The sequence below is a fragment of the Iodobacter fluviatilis genome (assembly GCF_900451195.1).
Taxonomy (GTDB): domain Bacteria; phylum Pseudomonadota; class Gammaproteobacteria; order Burkholderiales; family Chitinibacteraceae; genus Iodobacter; species Iodobacter fluviatilis.
On record NZ_UGHR01000003.1, the window covers coordinates 232,596 to 250,053 of the forward strand.

The 17,458-nt window shown below is 48.0% G+C and carries 16 protein-coding genes and 1 tRNA gene; 5 read left to right on the plus strand and 12 right to left on the minus strand.

Annotation, left to right across the window (positions count from 1 at the left end; all coding sequences use genetic code 11):
• Positions 1-8: 8 nt before the first annotated feature.
• The 9 genes from DYD62_RS16420 to DYD62_RS16460 all read right to left on the minus strand — a co-directional run bounded on the left by DYD62_RS16420 (position 9) and on the right by DYD62_RS16460 (position 7,615).
• On the minus strand, positions 9-1,034 hold the full coding sequence (locus DYD62_RS16420; protein ID WP_115228507.1) for a CobW family GTP-binding protein: 1,026 nt from the start codon (positions 1,032-1,034) through the stop codon (positions 9-11).
• A gap of 173 nt (positions 1,035-1,207) precedes the next feature.
• The gene (pth, locus tag DYD62_RS16425) at positions 1,208-1,813 is read right to left on the minus strand and encodes an aminoacyl-tRNA hydrolase (protein WP_115228508.1); all 606 of its coding nucleotides are present in this window, start codon (positions 1,811-1,813) and stop codon (positions 1,208-1,210) included.
• 128 nt (positions 1,814-1,941) lie between these two features.
• Positions 1,942-2,580 (minus strand): hypothetical protein, encoded by a 639-nt coding sequence (locus tag DYD62_RS16430; protein ID WP_115228509.1) that lies wholly within the window; start codon positions 2,578-2,580, stop codon positions 1,942-1,944.
• Positions 2,581-2,679: 99 nt separating this feature from the next.
• Positions 2,680-3,261 carry a 50S ribosomal protein L25/general stress protein Ctc gene (locus tag DYD62_RS16435; RefSeq protein ID WP_115228510.1) on the minus strand — a complete coding sequence of 194 codons (582 nt, stop codon included), beginning with the start codon at positions 3,259-3,261 and terminating at the stop codon, positions 2,680-2,682.
• A gap of 107 nt (positions 3,262-3,368) precedes the next feature.
• On the minus strand, positions 3,369-4,319 hold the full coding sequence (locus DYD62_RS16440) for a ribose-phosphate pyrophosphokinase (RefSeq protein WP_099396806.1): 951 nt from the start codon (positions 4,317-4,319) through the stop codon (positions 3,369-3,371).
• A 63-nt stretch (positions 4,320-4,382) separates the two neighbouring features.
• Positions 4,383-4,459, minus strand: a tRNA-Gln gene (locus DYD62_RS16445).
• Positions 4,460-4,470: 11 nt separating this feature from the next.
• Positions 4,471-5,322: a 4-(cytidine 5'-diphospho)-2-C-methyl-D-erythritol kinase gene (gene ispE, locus DYD62_RS16450; protein WP_115228511.1), complete on the minus strand. Its 852-nt coding sequence runs from the start codon at positions 5,320-5,322 to the stop codon at positions 4,471-4,473.
• On the minus strand, positions 5,322-5,849 hold the full coding sequence (gene lolB, locus DYD62_RS16455) for a lipoprotein insertase outer membrane protein LolB (protein ID WP_115228512.1): 528 nt from the start codon (positions 5,847-5,849) through the stop codon (positions 5,322-5,324). The genes ispE and lolB overlap by 1 nt, the downstream gene beginning before the upstream one ends.
• Complete coding sequence (locus tag DYD62_RS16460) at positions 5,849-7,615, minus strand: tetratricopeptide repeat protein (protein WP_115228513.1); 1,767 nt, start codon at positions 7,613-7,615, stop codon at positions 5,849-5,851. Before DYD62_RS16460 ends, lolB begins: the two co-directional genes overlap by 1 nt.
• Before the next feature lie 245 nt (positions 7,616-7,860).
• Here DYD62_RS16460 and mutM point away from each other — a divergent pair, with 245 nt between their 5' ends.
• The 5 genes from mutM (at position 7,861) to cysN (ending at position 14,412) form a co-directional block, all read left to right on the plus strand.
• Positions 7,861-8,676 carry a bifunctional DNA-formamidopyrimidine glycosylase/DNA-(apurinic or apyrimidinic site) lyase gene (gene mutM, locus DYD62_RS16465; RefSeq protein WP_115228514.1) on the plus strand — a complete coding sequence of 272 codons (816 nt, stop codon included), beginning with the start codon at positions 7,861-7,863 and terminating at the stop codon, positions 8,674-8,676.
• A 68-nt stretch (positions 8,677-8,744) separates the two neighbouring features.
• Complete coding sequence (locus DYD62_RS16470; protein WP_115228515.1) at positions 8,745-10,751, plus strand: dynamin family protein; 2,007 nt, start codon at positions 8,745-8,747, stop codon at positions 10,749-10,751.
• Positions 10,752-10,923: 172 nt separating this feature from the next.
• Complete coding sequence (locus tag DYD62_RS16475) at positions 10,924-11,667, plus strand: copper homeostasis protein CutC (protein WP_115228516.1); 744 nt, start codon at positions 10,924-10,926, stop codon at positions 11,665-11,667.
• A gap of 173 nt (positions 11,668-11,840) precedes the next feature.
• The gene (cysD, locus tag DYD62_RS16480; RefSeq protein WP_115228517.1) at positions 11,841-12,758 is read left to right on the plus strand and encodes a sulfate adenylyltransferase subunit CysD; all 918 of its coding nucleotides are present in this window, start codon (positions 11,841-11,843) and stop codon (positions 12,756-12,758) included.
• Positions 12,759-12,975: 217 nt separating this feature from the next.
• The gene (gene cysN, locus DYD62_RS16485) at positions 12,976-14,412 is read left to right on the plus strand and encodes a sulfate adenylyltransferase subunit CysN (RefSeq protein WP_115228518.1); all 1,437 of its coding nucleotides are present in this window, start codon (positions 12,976-12,978) and stop codon (positions 14,410-14,412) included.
• 155 nt (positions 14,413-14,567) lie between these two features.
• Here the strand turns inward: cysN and DYD62_RS16490 are convergent, their stop codons facing one another.
• The 3 genes from DYD62_RS16490 to DYD62_RS16500 form a co-directional block, all read right to left on the minus strand.
• Positions 14,568-14,993, minus strand: coding sequence for a pilin (locus DYD62_RS16490; RefSeq protein WP_115228519.1), 426 nt, complete (start codon positions 14,991-14,993; stop codon positions 14,568-14,570).
• Between the two features lie 160 nt (positions 14,994-15,153).
• On the minus strand, positions 15,154-16,884 hold the full coding sequence (locus DYD62_RS16495; RefSeq protein ID WP_115228520.1) for a PglL family O-oligosaccharyltransferase: 1,731 nt from the start codon (positions 16,882-16,884) through the stop codon (positions 15,154-15,156).
• 81 nt (positions 16,885-16,965) lie between these two features.
• Complete coding sequence (locus DYD62_RS16500) at positions 16,966-17,382, minus strand: pilin (RefSeq protein WP_115228913.1); 417 nt, start codon at positions 17,380-17,382, stop codon at positions 16,966-16,968.
• Positions 17,383-17,458: the final 76 nt, after the last annotated feature.

The following is a 17,458-nucleotide window of genomic DNA, read 5'->3' on the forward strand; positions in this document are numbered from 1 at the left end:
TTTGGAATTCACATTATCGCGGCCAAGATAGCCGCTTCTATCGCAGCCCAATCGGGCACGGTTTCACCGCTCACTATCACTTCAAAGCGCGAGTCACGTCGATAAGCCGTGGTGGTTGCGCCCGGCATGCCGTCTACCCAATCGAAGCGATACCAGTCGCGCTCGGTATGGAATACGCCTTTGGCGCGGGACAGGCCCGTTAGACCTAAGCTTTGCGGGCTGGATAGCGCATCAAATAAATCAGCAAGTTTGGCGCTGAAAAAGAGGGTTTCTGGGGCGAAAATCCAGCCACAGCTGTGCGAACCTAAGGCGGAATGGGATTTCTTAATCGGCCAGACTAGCTCTTCTTCCACGGCTGCCACTGGTTTAACGCGTTTACGCAGATTATTACTATGCAAGTTAGGCGTGCTGGCGGTTGGCCAGGGCTCCGGATGCAGCTCTAAATCCAGTAAAGCAGCATCAAACACGCCCTGCACTGCTTCTACAATGGCAAGCTTAGGCGGAAACATCGCTTGTGCCATTTTCCACGCTGCACCCATTTGATCGACATCGGCCAGATCGGCCTTGCTCAGCACAATTACATCGGCCAATTGCAGCTGATCACGCCATGTTTCATGGCTGGTATAGCGGCTGTCTTGTAAGTGCCGCGCATCTAGTAGAGTCAATACTGCACGGACATCCAAGGCAGCAGCTAAAAATGGATCGCGCAGTAAATCAATAATCCCCGCCGGATGGCCCAGACCTGATGGTTCGATCAGCAGGCGATCAGGGCGTTTACCTTTGAGTAATTTCGTCAGCGTCACACGCAGCATGGGGCTGGTGGTACAGCAGATGCAGCCGCCAGGCACCTCAGCAACCTGCAAACCATCTGCCGCCACTGACAGGCTGGCACCATCGATGCCCACTTCTCCAAACTCATTCACCACCACCGCCCAATATTCATCCTGTGGCTTAGCAGCCAGCAGCTTCATCATGGCGGTGGTCTTGCCCACCCCTAAAAAACCACTGATTAAATTGACCGGAGTGCGATTCATAGGTTGTTATTTATCCTAAAACAGGAAATATTAAAGTGCTTTAAACATCAAATCCAAATCTTGAACCACGGAGGAAAAAGAGAACACGAAGGGCCACGAAGAAAAACATTACAAGGTTTTCTCTGTGACCTCTGCGCTCTCTGTGGTTCAAGATATAGTTCTACGTTTACAGACTATTCTGGCTTAGGTTTGTTTGGCCGCTGTACACCCGCATGCAATTGCTGCATCGCCCCGCCCATATCACCCGCCAGCATTTTAGGCAGTACATGATGGGCTTTGATAAACACATCCATAATGCCTTCGAATTCTTCTTTACGCGGTGGTTTGAGCACAAAGTTTGCCACTTCGGCCTTATTACCCGGATGGCCAATGCCCACACGTAAACGCCAGAAATCAGGCGTGCCCAAATGGGCTTGAATATCTTTTAAGCCATTATGCCCGCCATTACCGCCGCCCTGCTTCAGCTTGATCTGCCCTGCAGGGATATCCAGCTCGTCGTGTACCACTAGGATTTCTGCGGGCAATATTTTATAAAACTGCGCCAAAGCCACCACAGATAAGCCACTGCGGTTCATAAAAGTTTGCGGCTCTAGCAGCCATACATCGCTGCCATGCAGACGGGCTTTTGCAGCTAAGCCATGGAATTTATTATCGTGGCGCAAAGAGGCACTCGAGTCTTTGGCTAATTCATCCACCCACCAAAAGCCCGCATTATGACGGGTTTGCGCGTAGTCGCTGCCGGGATTACCCAGCCCTACGATCAGTTTAATTTGCGGCATAGTCTTTCTTAAAAACGGGCGAAAAGGGTTATATGATACCCTGGGGCCTGCGGTCCTTTGATTTACAATTTGCACAGAACAACAATCAGATTCAGAGCTGTCTGCGATGATTAAGTCAGCTGGGCTGTTTATGCACCCATTTTTCTGAGCGCGGCCCTTGCTGCAGTATTGGGTTCATGGCGAATAAGGCGCAAGCTGCCATCAGGGGCCAGATAAATTTTCCCCCAGGCAATACGATCTGATTCTATTTCAATACTCCAGCCACCAGACCATGCCCAGCCTGCGCTGGCAGGAATCAATTTAAACCGCCCAATCCAGCGGCCAGGTGTTGCCGCTGTCACGTCCCTCTCTGCGGGCACATCCAGACTGGCTTGCCAGGCAATTGTCCCTGCGTGATTCCTTAATACTAATTGCTGGGTATTTTCAGATGAATACTGGCTCAGCGTATAAGCGACCCAAGCCCCAGGCAAGCCCAGCTCCGCCTGTGCGACAAACATACCTTGCGGGGCTTTACGGTTTGCAGACACTTGGACATCCGTAAAATATGGCGCGTAATCCAAACCATCCTGCCGGACATGAAACGGCGAAATACCCAGCCTAGGAACCAGCCAATAAACCAGCAGAGAAATTGCCAGTAATAGGGCCGCGCCATTCACTTTTGCCTTATGCCGCGGTGGTATGACCGGTAAGCTGGCCAGCCAAGCTAGGGGGCTCCAGACAAATGACTGAAGATGATGCTGACTGGAATATAACTCTTCATCTCTCATTGCTTTCCCCATTTATTGCCGACAAAAAAGAATAGCAGATAGCAAGAAATGAAAAACGAAAAAAAACCCGCCGCAGCGGGTTTTTTTGAGCTTTAAAACTTAAACAGCTTTTGCGCCGTTCAGGTTTACGATGCCCAAGTCTTTACCAGAAGCCAACGATACCAGTTCGATACCATCTGCAAGCTTGATGTCTGACAAGTGAACGGATGTCTTCAATGCAGACAATTCGCTCAGATCAACAGTAACGAATTCTGGCAGCTTGGAAGCTACGCAACGAATCATTACTTCATTCAGCACAGTGCTGATCGAACCACCTTGCATTTTAACGCCCAGGCATGTGTCACCGTTGATGAAGTGCAATGGCACTTTCAATTCAACAACAGTAGCGTCATTTACGCGTTGCAAGTCAACGTGCAGAACCAGTTGTTTGAATGGGTGATATTGAACAGCGCGAACCAGAACTTGCTCGGAAGCAGCGCCTTCGATGTTCAGCTTGATCAGGGCAGTGTGGAACGCTTCTTTTTGCAGAGCGTAATACATGCTGTTGTGGTCAAGAGATACGGCTACAGGGGCTACATCGCCACCGTAAACGATTGCTGGCAAACGACCGTCACGACGCTGGCGGCGGCTCGCACCCGTACCTTGCGCGTCACGTGCTACTGCATTGATTTCAAAAGTCATGATAAAACTCCATAAGCACTTTGCTGACCCTTAGGGCCAAGCTTGGTGCATTTAAATAAGTGCTGTCCGCGACCAGACAGCACAGCAAGCGGACCGAGGTCCAAAATTTAATCTACAAACAAGGACGAAACAGATTCGTCGTTGTTGATACGGCGCATCGTTTCAGCCAAAAGGCCGGCAATCGATACCACACGTACACGACCACTATCTTGTGCAGCCTGGCTTACCGGGATAGTGTCAGTCACAACCACTTCATCCAGGTCAGATTGCATAATGCGCTCTACGGCAGCACCCGAGAATACAGCGTGGGTTGCGTAAGCCAATACGCGTTTCGCACCGTGTTGTTTCAGCGCTTGCGCAGCTTTGCACAGGGTATTAGCGGTATCGATCATGTCATCGATAATCACACAGGTACGGTCTTTAACATCACCGATAATATGCATAACTTCGGCAACGCCAGCCTTAGGACGGCGTTTGTCGATAATCGCCATATCCACACCCAATTGCTTAGCCATGGCGCGGGCACGTAATACGCCGCCTACATCTGGGCTAACAACCATCAGGTTTTCATAGCGCTTTTCTCGGATATCCGACAGCAATACAGGTGTCGAGTAGATGTTATCTACGGGGATATCGAAGAAGCCTTGAATTTGATCTGCATGTACATCCACGGTCAGTACACGGTCTACCCCGGCCACGGTCAGCATATTTGCAACCACTTTGGCAGAAATAGGCACACGTGCAGAGCGTGGGCGACGATCCTGACGGGAATACCCGAGATAGGGAATCGCTGCAGTAATGCGGCCAGCCGATGCGCGTTTCAGCGAATCAACCATCAGCATGACTTCCATCAGATTATCGTTGGTAGGTACACAGGTGGACTGAAGAACAAATACATCGCGACCGCGAACGTTCTCGAGAAGCTCAACGGTCACTTCGCCGTCAGAGAATCGACCAACCGTAGCACGGCCGATCGAGATGTCCAGGTGGTTAACTACACTGTCAGCAAGCTTGGGGTTAGCATTGCCGGTAAACACCATGAGGCTATCGTAAGCCATTTCCGTATTCCAGAATGACGAAAAGCGTGTAATTTTAAAATTACACGCTTCTCTGAGAATGATTGGCAGGGGAAGAAGGATTCGAACCTTCGCATGTCGGAATCAAAATCCGATGCCTTAACCAACTTGGCGACTCCCCTAATGAAACTGCCTAAAACTCGGCAAATTCATGTAATGGATGCTTACTTAATGACCTAGCAACATATCCGGTCATATTTTTAGGCAGGTCGTATATTACACGGTTTGCTTCGTTGGGTGAAGAAAAACTTGCAAAAACACAACTACCTGAACCAGTCATCCTTGCATCAGCATACTGGCTGAGCCACGTAATGTTTTCGCGTATTTCAGGATGATTCTTACAGGCCACGTATTCCAGATCATTTTGGGTGATGGCGCTGCTGAGGTGCGGAACTTTAATCGGCGGCGTATTTCTTGTCAAGTCAGGATCAGAAAAAATTTGTGGTGTCGACACATGAACTTGCGGATGCAAAACCACAAAATCAACGTCGGGCGTAGCCACAGGCGTCATGATTTCGCCAATTCCTTCTACGAATGCTGATTCGCCAAAAATAAAAAACGGCACATCCGCACCAAGGCTTAAACCCAGCTCCATCAGCCTGCTGCGCGGTAAATTTAATTGCCATAAGCGATTAAGCGCCAGCATTACGGTAGCAGCATCCGAGCTGCCTCCGCCTACCCCTCCACCCATAGGCAGACGCTTTTCCACGCGGATATCCACCCCTTTGCTGCAGCCGGTTTCTTTTTGCAGCAAGCGCGCAGCACGCACGGTTAAATCACTTTCTGCAGGCACGCCAGGCAAGGGATTCAGATGCTGGATTTCTCCGCCTTCATTGACGCGCAAGCTAATGGTATCGGCCAGATCAATCAGCTGAAAAACAGATTGCAGCAGGTGGTAGCCATCGCTTCGCCGCCCCACAACATGCAAAAAAAGGTTGAGCTTGGCGGGAGCAGGAAAATCCTGCCAATCGAGGGAGTTACTCATTAAGGATTCCATTGCCATTCTGTAATCACAACTTTAATTTCTAAATCACTGCGGCTCAGTGTTAATTTGTGCGGCAAACTGGGCTGCCCGCGATAATCTGTGCTTTCAATACGCCAGCCTGATTGTAAGAGCAGACGACCATTTTCAATATCACTCTGGCTAGTGACTGCAAGCTCCGGATCAGCCTCGCCACGCAACCACCAGCGCAATCCTGATACAGGCAAGGGCCAGCCTAAAGTTTCAGCAATTAACTCATCAGCAGAGTGCGCTTTAGTTTCCCGCTGATTTGCATCACGCAAGCTGGCACTGCTAGGGCTGAACCGCAGCTCTGCCGCCGTTTGCCCAAGTGGCCCGGATAGCGAAAGCTCGCTTTCTTCACCCAGCTGATGCCAGTCAAATTGCGCATAATGCCTTTCATTTGCGACTTTTAATGCCACCCTGCCACTGGCCGAATAACCAGCTCGCGGGGCCTGAGGCACAGAGCTGCAGGCGCTTAATAAAAGCAACAAAATCAGCCATAAACGCATCAGCGGATACCTAGGCGGGAAATCACCTCAAGTAGCGTTTCATTTTTTGCATCCACCAGAAGAGCCTCATCCACGATTTTTTTTGCTTCGGCTTTATCCCCAAGCTGCCACAATACTTCTGCCAAATGAGCGGCCACATCCGGCTCGGTTAATTTTGCATAAGCACGTTGCAGCAAATCTTTTGCCTCCTGCTTTTTGCCCTGCTTATAACGCAGCCAGCCCAAGCTATCCAGAATAACCGGGCTGTCTGGCTCGAGCGCAATCGCCTGCTCCAGCAGTTTTTCGGCTTCTGCCAGCTTGCTGGTACGTGTCAGCAGGGTATAGCCCAAGGCATTCATGCCCTGAGCATTGGCAGGCAACAGTGCCACATACTTGCGTAAATCGCTTTCAGCCAGGGCGTAATCGCCTTGCATATCTGCCAATAAAGCCCGGTCGTAGATTAAATCGGCCGATTGTGGATAAGTAGCAATGCCCTTACTTAAAGTATCCACACCCTTTTTAAAATCCTTTGCCTCACGCCACAGCTGAGCATCCATCTGAATATGCTCAATCCGTGCCTGCTCAGTGTCTGCCGGCAAGGCGGCGATGGCTTTACGCGCCTCTTCCATTCTGCCCAAGCGGGCATAAACCCGTGGTAAGCGTTTTTTAGCTGAAGGCGCAAACTCGCCCCCTACCTGGCTATACCAGCTCAGTGCTTCATCAAAACGGTAGCGCTCTTCAGAAATCTGGCCAAGGTAATAACGCAAGTTATCCACATTGCGTGGGTTTTGTGTAATAGCCGCGCTTAAATTCCGGTAAGCCGTATCCAAATCGCGCTGCTGCAATGCAATTAAACCCGTACCAATTAATGCGTCTAAATTTGTTGCTTGCAGATTCAGTACTTCCTGATAAACCTGATTTGCCTCTGCTAAGCGCTGAGCAGCAACCAGCTCGCGTGCCAGCGAGTTGCGCAGTACCAACGACATCGGATTATCTTTTACTGATTTTTGCAAAAATGCCACGCTGCTCGCAGGCGATTGATTTGATAAAAGCTGAGCTTTGTACTGAATTACCGCATCCCAATTGGGACGGCTGGCCAGTGCACGATCCAGCTCTGCAATTGCATCGTTAAAGCGCTCTTGGTTGGCCATCGCCACGGCACGGGCGAAATGCGCCTCTGGCAGCTGCGGATATTTTTGTGTCAGCTCATCAGTCAGAAGCCATGCAGCTTTTCTGTCGCTGGTTTTATCCCACAGCAAATGCATTTGCATAAAGAAAGCAGGCGCTTCCTCCGGTTTTGCAGCAAGTAAAGCCTCGATATGCGGGCGAGCTTCTTCTACCCGGTCGGCGCGAATTAATAAAGTCAGCAATATTTGCCGGGCTCCTACCGAGTTAGGTGCGGCAGTAATCCATTGCTGAGCGGTTTCCTGAGCAAGCCCCAGTTGCCCTGCCCCTACCGCAACTTCTGTAGCCCGGCGCGCCACACGCGGGTCATGCGTGCGATTAGCAAGGTCGTACCATGTCTGTGCAGAGAGCGCTGTGCGGCCACGCTGCAAAGAAATATCTGCGACTAAAAAACGCAGCAGTAAATCATTAGTTAAAGGTAGACGCGATAAGGATTCCGGAGCAAAACTTTCATCCCTCACAGGCTCAGCATCACCTGCAGCTTCGGCGGGCTCGCTTGCGGCAGTGCCAGACGTTGATGCAACGGGCACAGAGGCGCAGCCGCCCAAGAATAAGCCGCTGATAAGTACGCAAAGAGCATAGTGTCGGAAAGGGACGGGCATGGCACAATCCAGTAACGTCAGTAATCATTCCATATTAACTCGGATATTTCAGATAGTAATAGCTCGTCTTACGCTTACTTTATTTGAAACGCATAGTAAGCAATAAGCGAATGAATACATCGGACAATACAAACACAGCATTAAACCCTTTTAAAACAAACAACTGCATTCATTTTTATACCTTATTTTTGCATCAGAACACCACTTAGCCCGATCAGGCTTCAGCCCGCTCACAGGAAGACAAAGTGCCAGAATTACCAGAAGTTGAAACCACACGACGAGGAATTGCATCGCATATTGAGGGTGCAGAGATCAAAAGTGTGATTATTCGCCAGCCAAGGCTGCGCTGGCCCATTCCCGCCGATCTTGCACAAACGCTAGAAGGCCGAAAAATTCTTAGCCTGAGCCGACGTGCCAAATATCTTCTTTTTAGCTTTGAGCACGGCACACTGATTATCCATTTGGGCATGTCAGGTAATTTACGCGTATTAACTGAAGCTTTTCCTGCAGAAAAGCACGATCATTTTGATTTGGTTTTAAGTAATGGAAAACGGCTGCGCTACCGGGATCCGCGCCGTTTTGGCGCTTGCTTGTGGCAAGCCACAGAAAATGGCCCGCATCCGCTATTACAAAAACTAGGGCCGGAGCCATTATCAGAGCAATTTAATACCGACCATCTTCTATCAGCCAACTCTAATCGGAAAATAGCGATTAAACTTGCGATTATGGATAATCATACAGTGGTGGGCGTAGGGAATATCTATGCCTCTGAATCATTATTCAGAGCAAAAATTAATCCAAACCGGGCGGCAAATAGCTTAAATCCTCAGGAATCAGAGCAATTAGTTACCGCAATCAAAGCAACACTAGGGGATGCAATTATTGCGGGCGGAAGCACACTGCGTGATTATGTGGATAGCGATGGTAAAGCAGGTTATTTTCAGCTGAGTGCATTTGTATATGGCAGGGCAGGGATGCCGTGCCGCATTTGTAACACTGAAATTAAACAAATACGCCAGGGGCAACGCAGCACATTTTATTGCCCACATTGCCAGCATTAATAATTTAATTAAATAGAACGACTTACAAAGCCTGCATTTGTGCGGGCACCGCAAATAGAGAGATGGCAATGAGCACCGATTATCTGCATCAAAACGATTTGGCAGTAAATGACCCAAGTGGCAGCGATCGCTTAGTCGGGGATTTCCAAGCGTACAGCACTTGGCGTGCCGAACTCACGCAGGCGATCAGCCAGCTTGCACGCTGGTTAACCGAGCAAGATTTAGAAGACGCACAAAGTAATCTACGTATTTCCCAGCTGATCGAAAAACTGCGTGAAGACAAACTGAATATTGCGTTTGTGGCGGAGTTTTCCCGTGGGAAATCAGAGCTCATCAACGCCATTTTCTTTGCTCATTATGGCAAGCGCATCCTGCCCTCATCAGCAGGCCGTACTACCATGTGCCCTACTGAGCTGCTTTACGATGCATCACGTGAGCCATCAATTCAATTATTGCCTATTGAAACCCGCTCGCAGAATGTAACCACCAGCGAATACCGCCGCTACCCGGAAGAATGGAAAACCATTCCTCTGGATATCAACGATTCTGATGCCATGTTTGAATCGTTTCGCCATGTTGGCCTTACACGCCGTGCCCCGGTGGCAGAGGCAGCCAGCTATGGGCTTTATAATGCAGAAGACCCGGATCAGCTGATTGCGGTGGACGCTCAAGGCACGATCGAGATTCCATGCTGGCGCCATGCGGTGATTAATTTCCCGCATCCGCTGCTTAAGCAAGGCTTGGTCATTTTAGACACGCCGGGCCTGAATGCGATTGGTACAGAGCCTGAGCTGACGCTTAATCTGCTGCCTAATGCACACGCTATTCTGTTTATTCTGGCGGCAGATACGGGTGTAACCCGCTCGGATATTGATATCTGGCGCTCCCACATTGCCAAAGGCGGCAATCGTGGCCGCTTGGCCGTGCTTAATAAAATCGACAGCATGTGGGACGAATTAAAAACCCCAGAGCAAATCGAAGCGGAAATCGAGCACCAGATCAACACCACCGCCGAACTGCTGGGCGTGCCTGTTGGCCACGTTTATCCTATTTCGGCACAAAAAGCGCTGGTAGCCAAAGTAAATCAGGATGTCGATTTGCTCGCCCGCTCGCGCCTCACAGCCCTAGAAGAAGCGTTATCTAACGAGCTGCTTCCTTCCAAGCAAGATATCGTGCGCGACAGTACCATTACCGAAGTGGAAGACATCGTTAAAAGCATGCGCTCCATCCTTAGCGTTCGCCGCAGTGGCGTGCTTGAGCAGCTGAACGAGCTATCCACCTTGCGTGGTAAAAATCAGGATGTGGTCGGGCAAATGATGGACAAAGTCCACGCCGACAAACGCAAATTTGAACAAGGTCTGGTGCGCTTTCAAGCCCTGCGCAGCATTTTTAGCCAGCAAACCAATCAATTATTATCCCTGCTGGGCATTGATGCGCTGAAAAGCAATATTGAAGCCGTGCGCAATCAAATGGAACACAGCATGTTTTCCTTTGGTGAAGGCGGCCTGCGCGCCATCATGGATCAGTTTTTTAAAGATGTGAATGGCAACATCAGCCAGTCTGCCGTACAGGTAGCAGAAATCCAGGCCATGATGGCGGCAATGTATAAAAAGTTTAGTGAAGAACACGGCCTTGGCAATGTCACGCCTCCGCCCTTCTCTACCTTGAAATACCATAAAGAAATTTCACGGCTGGAAAAATCTTTCCGCGAACATTTCAATACCATCAGCACCCTGCTTACCACCAGCAAAGGCAAGCTCTCGCACAAATTTTTTGAAACCATTGCCAGCCGTGTGCTTTATGTTTTTGAAGTAGCCAACCGCGATGTTGAAAACTGGCTGAAAGCGGTCATGGCACCGATGGAAACACAGGTACGTGAACACCAGCTGCAATTACGCCGCCGCTTGGAAAGCATCAAGCGCATCCATAAAGCCACCGATACACTGGAAGGCCGTATTGAAGAGCTGGAAGAAATGGACAGACAGCTCGGCACCCAACTGGCCGATATGGACGGGCGTTTACGCAATATTTATGCCGCGCTCAATGCAAATATTTTTGCGGCAAAAGCTGCGTAAATACGCATAAAAAGCGCCTTCAGGCGCTCAAGCTAGGCAGGCAGGATCCATACAAGGTTTCCTGCCTTCGCGCTTTATGCCATCACCCGAACCTTTCAAGCTTCATCGTGTCTTACAGGATCTGTCTATCAACGCCGCCCTCCACAGGCGGCGTTCTCTTTTGGAAGCTGATATGTCTGATATTTTGCTGGAAATCTGTGCCGGATCGGTCACCTCATGCTTGGCTGCCCAGGAAGGTGGCGCGCATCGGGTTGAGTTTTGCGACAATCTGCTTGAAGGTGGCACCACGCCATCGTACGGGCAAATTGCCGTTGCCAGAGAGCGGCTGTGGATTGGTCTGAATGTCATTATCCGCCCGCGTGGCGGCGATTTTTTATACACAGAACTGGAATACGAAGTCATGCAGCGCGATATTATCGCCTGTAAAAAACTGGGCGTAGATGGCGTGGTTATCGGCATACTCACGGCCAATGGCCATATCGATATCCCGCGCTGCAAAGCCCTAGTCGAGCTGGCCAGCCCCATGCAAGTCACCTTCCACCGCGCTTTCGATGTGGCGCAAAACCCGCTAAAAGCGCTGGAAGACGTGATTGCCACTGGCTGTAACCGACTGCTCAGCAGTGGCCAAGCCGCTACAGCCTCAGAGGGTGCGGCCATGCTCAAAATGCTGCAAGCCGCGGCTGGCGATCGCTTAATCGTTATGCCCGGAGCAGGGGTACGCAGTAATAATATCGCCGAATTAGTCGCCGCCACCGGCTGCAAAGAATTTCACACCTCAGCCCGCCTGCCCTTTGCCAGCCAGATGCGTTATTGCAACCCCAATGTACATATGGGCATCCCCGGCCAAGATGAATATGCCCTAGTAGAAACCAATGCCGAACTGGTAAAAGAAATCATTGCCAAAGCCTCCATATAGATATAACGATTAAATCCTTCGCTAAAGCGGATTACTTCGGTAAATTCGCAGGGATATAGCGTTGCATGGGTTTTTATCACCCAACGTCTGTCTGACCCATTATTTTCAGAGCCGAGTAAAGCGCAGCGAAATATTCACCTGCGTTTTGCAGCGGCTCTTTGCCCGGATAAAGTATGACTACCCTCAGTGAAGCAAGGCTGACTCACCTTAAGCAACTCGAAGCAGAGTCCATCCATATTATTCGAGAAGTAGCCGCAGAATTTGATAACCCGGTCATGCTCTACTCCATCGGTAAAGATTCTGCCGTAATGCTGCATCTGGCCCTCAAGGCCTTTGCTCCGGGCAAAATGCCATTTCCGCTGATGCATGTGGATACCACATGGAAGTTCGGCGAAATGATTACATTTCGCGACAAAATGGCAGAAAAATGCGGCTTTGACTTGATTGTGCACATCAATGAAGAAGGTGTAAAAGCAGGCATCAACCCATTTAGCTCAGGCTCGGCCAAGCATACCGACGTGATGAAAACCGAAGGCCTGAAGCAGGCGCTAAATAAATATAAATTTGATGCCGCTTTTGGTGGCGCACGTCGCGACGAAGAAAAATCCCGTGCTAAAGAGCGCGTGTATTCATTCCGCGATAAAAACCATCGCTGGGACCCAAAAGTACAGCGCCCAGAGCTATGGAATATCTACAACTCCAAAATCGACCAGGGCGAAAGCATCCGCGTCTTCCCGCTGTCTAATTGGACAGAGCTGGATATCTGGCAATATATCTATATGGAAAACATCGATATCGTGCCGCTCTACTACGCCGACGTTCGCCCGGTAGTTGAGCGTAATGGCACGCTAATCATGGTAGATGACGACCGTATGCCGCTATTGCCGGGTGAAGTGCCTGAAATGAAATCGGTACGCTTTAGAACGCTGGGCTGTTATCCGCTCACCGGCGCTGTGGAATCCACCGCCAAAACGCTGCCAGAAATCATCCAAGAAATGCTGCTGACCACCACCAGCGAACGCCAAGGCCGCATGATCGACCACGATTCATCTGGCTCGATGGAAAAGAAAAAAATGGAAGGGTATTTCTAAGCAAACCCACATCTTGAACCACGGAGATCATTCGAGAACAGGTGCACGGAGAAAACCATGCCCCCGTCACTCGCTTCTGTTCAAACGAGACTTAGATTTAACCAACGGTACGCCTTATAAACCGAAACCTATAGCACACAAACTCTGTTTTTCTCAGTGAAACTCCGTGTTCTCCGTGTCCTCCGTGTTTCAAGATTTAGGTTTAAAGAGATAAAACATGTCACACCAATCTGATCTGATCGCCAGCGATATCGAAGCCTATTTAAAACAGCACGAAAACAAAGATCTGCTGCGTTTTATTACCTGTGGCAATGTGGACGACGGGAAATCCACCTTGATCGGCCGCCTGCTGCACGATTCAAAATTGATTTTTGAAGACCAGCTGGCCGCCATCCAAAAAGACAGCAAAAAATTTAACACCACCGATCAGGAAATCGACCTCGCCCTGCTGGTTGATGGCCTGCAAGCCGAGCGTGAGCAAGGCATTACCATTGACGTGGCCTACCGCTACTTCAGCACCGATAAGCGTAAATTTATCATCGCCGATTGCCCCGGCCACGAACAATACACCCGCAATATGGCTACCGGCGCGTCCACTTGTGATCTGGCCGTTATCCTAATCGACGCGCGTTATGGTGTGCAAACCCAAACCCGCCGCCACAGCTATATTGTTAGCCTGCTCGGCATTAAGCATGTGATTATCGCCATCAATAAAATGGATTTGGTCGGCTTTAGCGAAGAGCGCTTTAATGAAATTCGCGCACAATACCTAGAGCTGGCTAAATCCCTGAACATCGCAGACATTCAGTTTGTGCCCATCTCGGCCCTGCGCGGCGACAATGTGGTCACCGCTAGCGAAAGCGCCACATGGTATAGCGGCCTGACCTTTATGCAGCACCTAGAAGCCGTGCAAATCAACCGCGATAGCCGCTTAGAATCCTTCCGCCTGCCGGTGCAATACGTCAACCGCCCTAACCTCGATTTCCGTGGCTTTTGCGGCACCATCGCCGCTGGCCGCGTCTTCCCTGGCGACGAAATCATCGCCCTGCCTTCTGGCAAAACCGCCAAGGTGAAAGCCATTGTGACCTATGAGGGCGAGCTGGAAACCGCCTTTGCAGGCCAAGCCATCACCCTGACCTTAGATCGGGAAATCGACATCAGCCGTGGCGATATGATCGTCAAAACCAGCGAAGCCGCCCCACAAATCGGCCAGTCACTGGATGCACATATCGTCTGGATGAACGAAGCACCGCTCACCATCGGCAAAGAATACGGCTTTAAACTCGCCGGTAAAAACGTCTTCGGCCGCGTGGCGCAAATTACCCACCGCGTAGACGTGAACAGCATGGAGCATGTGACCGCCAGCGAGCTAAAGCTCAACGAAATCGGCCACTGCCGCATCATCCTCAACGCCCCAGTCGTCTTCGACGCCTACAAAGACTGCAAAGGCACCGGCAGCTTTATCATCATCGACCGCCTAAGCAACGCCACCGCGGGCGCCGGCATGATAGAACAAGCCGTGGCCCACACCGCAGCGGACGACCAAGACGAGCTAGCCAAATGGCGCGCTTTTGAAGCAGATTTAAACACACTGGTGCGCAAACACTTCCCAGAATGGGGTGCAAGGGATGTGAGGGAGATTTTTAAGGGCTGATGATTTATTTTGTAAGGTCAATAAGAGTAATAGCGCAATTGCACTGAGTGATTAATCAGCAGCGTCAAACACACAATCCCGCATTCATTACAGATACGGGATTGTGTGTTATCACTTTTCTCATTCAGCACAACGTGCCACAACTTATTAAACCATTACACCTGTTTGCACGTTTTAGGCGCTAAATCCTCAAAGCCCGCCAAAATGCCTGTCGTCGCACAAGTCCACTCACCACCAACAGCACGCGTCCATGTAATCTTTGCCAAAGAAATTCTTCCTGGCGCATTGGTCATTAAGCATGAAACAAATACAATACCTGTATTCGCAACTTCTACAGTAATTGCGCAATTATTGGTATTAGCTGCTAAGCCAATAGCTGCTGCATTTGTAATGATCTCACCGTTATTCAACTTTACTTCTACTACTGTTTTTCCCGGTGTAACTTCAGCCAAGCCCGCAGCCATCTTTGCTTTCGCTTGGTAATTCGCATATGAGGGAATCGCTATTGCAGACAAAATTCCGATAATTGCCACAGTAATCATCAATTCAATCAGAGAAAAACCTTTTTGCATGTTTTTCATATTGCACTCCAACAACTATCTAAGAAAAATAAGTGAGAATTTCAGCGCTCACAAATAGTCAGTATCCTATTTTTTCATTAAAAATGAAAAGCCTAGCCCTAAGAATCCTTAGCGCCTTACAAAAGCATATGGCTTACATATTAATTTAATGGCCTATTTTTTAATAGTTATGCTGCAATACTATTTTTATCTTTTCTAGCCGCGGATCATTTTGAAGAGGAACAAAACTTTCTCTAAATGAAGCAATAAACTGTGGATATTGATCCAATATATTCTTCACAATTGCCGCACCTTCATCTGACCTATTTTTATAACTAATAAAAATAGCGTGCCTGAATATCATTTCTGCATGAGGGCGGAATTTCAAAATTTTGCTACTTAAATAAAGCTTATAGTCCAAGTTTCTATCGTCTAGGCTAAGCATTGCTAAAGTATAAAAATCAGCCATATCCTCAACAAGTAAATTCCCCCCGAGCGATACACTTTCTTTCACTAAAGCTTCGGAATATGCTCCGCTTTCATACCGATTATTCAAATCAATCAATTTTACAACCGAATATAATCCATAAATACTTGCAACAAGAATAAATGCTGGAAATATATATTTAACACCTGACCTTGCTGTTGATGTGTAACTATACAAGTCCAGCTTTACAGTAGACGCCAAAATAGTAAATAAGATAAAGAAAGAAGCATACCAAAGCGGGTATTCAAGCTGGCTATGAATAAACATGGTAGACAGTGCAATTAGTACAAAGGCGGCATGGATATCCAGTTTGTTTTTTATAATTCCATATACTACAGCTATTGTGCCAAACAACAAGCTGATTCCGCCTAATATGCCTGTTTCTGCCAGCAGTTGTAAAAAGATATTATGGCAATGTGCAAATAACTGATAAACAATTTCCCCGCCTTTATAAGGAAACTGCGCGCCTAATTGATAACTAGCCGCGGCATATGTGCCCACCCCAGTACCAAACCAAGGGTTTGCTAGGAAGGTATGCCAGGCTTTTTGCCACTCAGGCCAGCGCGTATCATTAACACCAGCGCCCAAGCGCTTTAATCCACTTCCCTCGGTTAATAAAGGGAAGTATTCAACCATTATTTGATTCAAATATGGGCTAAGTATCTGAAAGAAGATACAAGAGGCCAAAAACCATAAGAAAGCTTTACTAAATTTTTTAGTATCATCGCCTTTGAAATGCAATAGGGCGACAACGGTAAATCCCATCGCAATATATAACAAGGCTGTTCTGGACATAGACAAAGAAATGGCCAAGCCAAGAGCAATAATTGTACCAACAAACGTTATTTTTTTTATTTCTGCCTGGGTATATAAATAGCAGCTTGCTGCACCACTCATAAACAAGTAGTCTGCAAATTGATTACGCTGAAACATGAAACCGTTTGGTGTTCTATCTACATTAATATGTGGCACCCAAAAAGGCAACCCATTAACCCACTGAGAGTAAATAACAAAAAAACCTGACATTTTAGAAATACAAAAAATAAAATTAACAAACCCTCCCAAAAAAAGACCTTTTGCAATTAAATATACAACTTCATTTTTGTCATTTAAATTATATATGTAGTGAGCTATAAAAAACCCTATGAATAAATATAGCACATATATAATTAAAATTGAGTCATAAGATGGGGAATTGACAATTTTACTTAAAAACGCGGAGAATATTAGCCCCAAAAAGGCAATCTGTACAGGGCCAATAAAGCTACGATTATTTTTTTCTTCATTACTGAATGACAACATAAGTGCAACCAAAATAAGCGCACTTGTTTCGGCTATCCAAGCTCCATATGGCCGATAGGGATATAAATATACAAATGGCAGTAAAGCAACTAAAAACAATATAATTCTATTATATTTTTTCATTTTTTCTTTTCAAAAAAAACGCACAAAATTCATTTGTGCGTTTTTTATTAAGCTAACCTCTAACGAATTTAAGGCTAAATATTATGCGTCACAACCTTTTGATTTTGCTGCAGCATCAGCATCTGAAGAGCAAGACCATTGGCCATCTGAAGTACGAGTTTGAGTAATTTTCTTGCCTGATACAGCTTTAGGGCCACCATTGATTGTGCAAACAATAGTACCAGCTTCCGATGAAGATGAAAAACCATTCAAGAGATTCGAAGTACAATTGGCTGTAGCTTGCTTAATACCAATATCTTCTTTCGTAGGAACTGTTCCGTCAGCAATACGAGCATCAACACCAGTCTTTGGTGACGCTGTCTCAGCTAAAGCAGCAGCAAATTTAGATTTTGCTGTGTAATTTTGGTACGAAGGAATCGCTACAGCAGCCAAGATACCGATGATCGCAACAACGATCATCAATTCGATCAGGGTAAAACCTTTTTGCATGTTTTTCATATTTATCGCTCCCATATAATGTTCCAGAAGGAAACCCTGCGTTTCACTTAACCAAAACATTCACGGGGGAGTACTA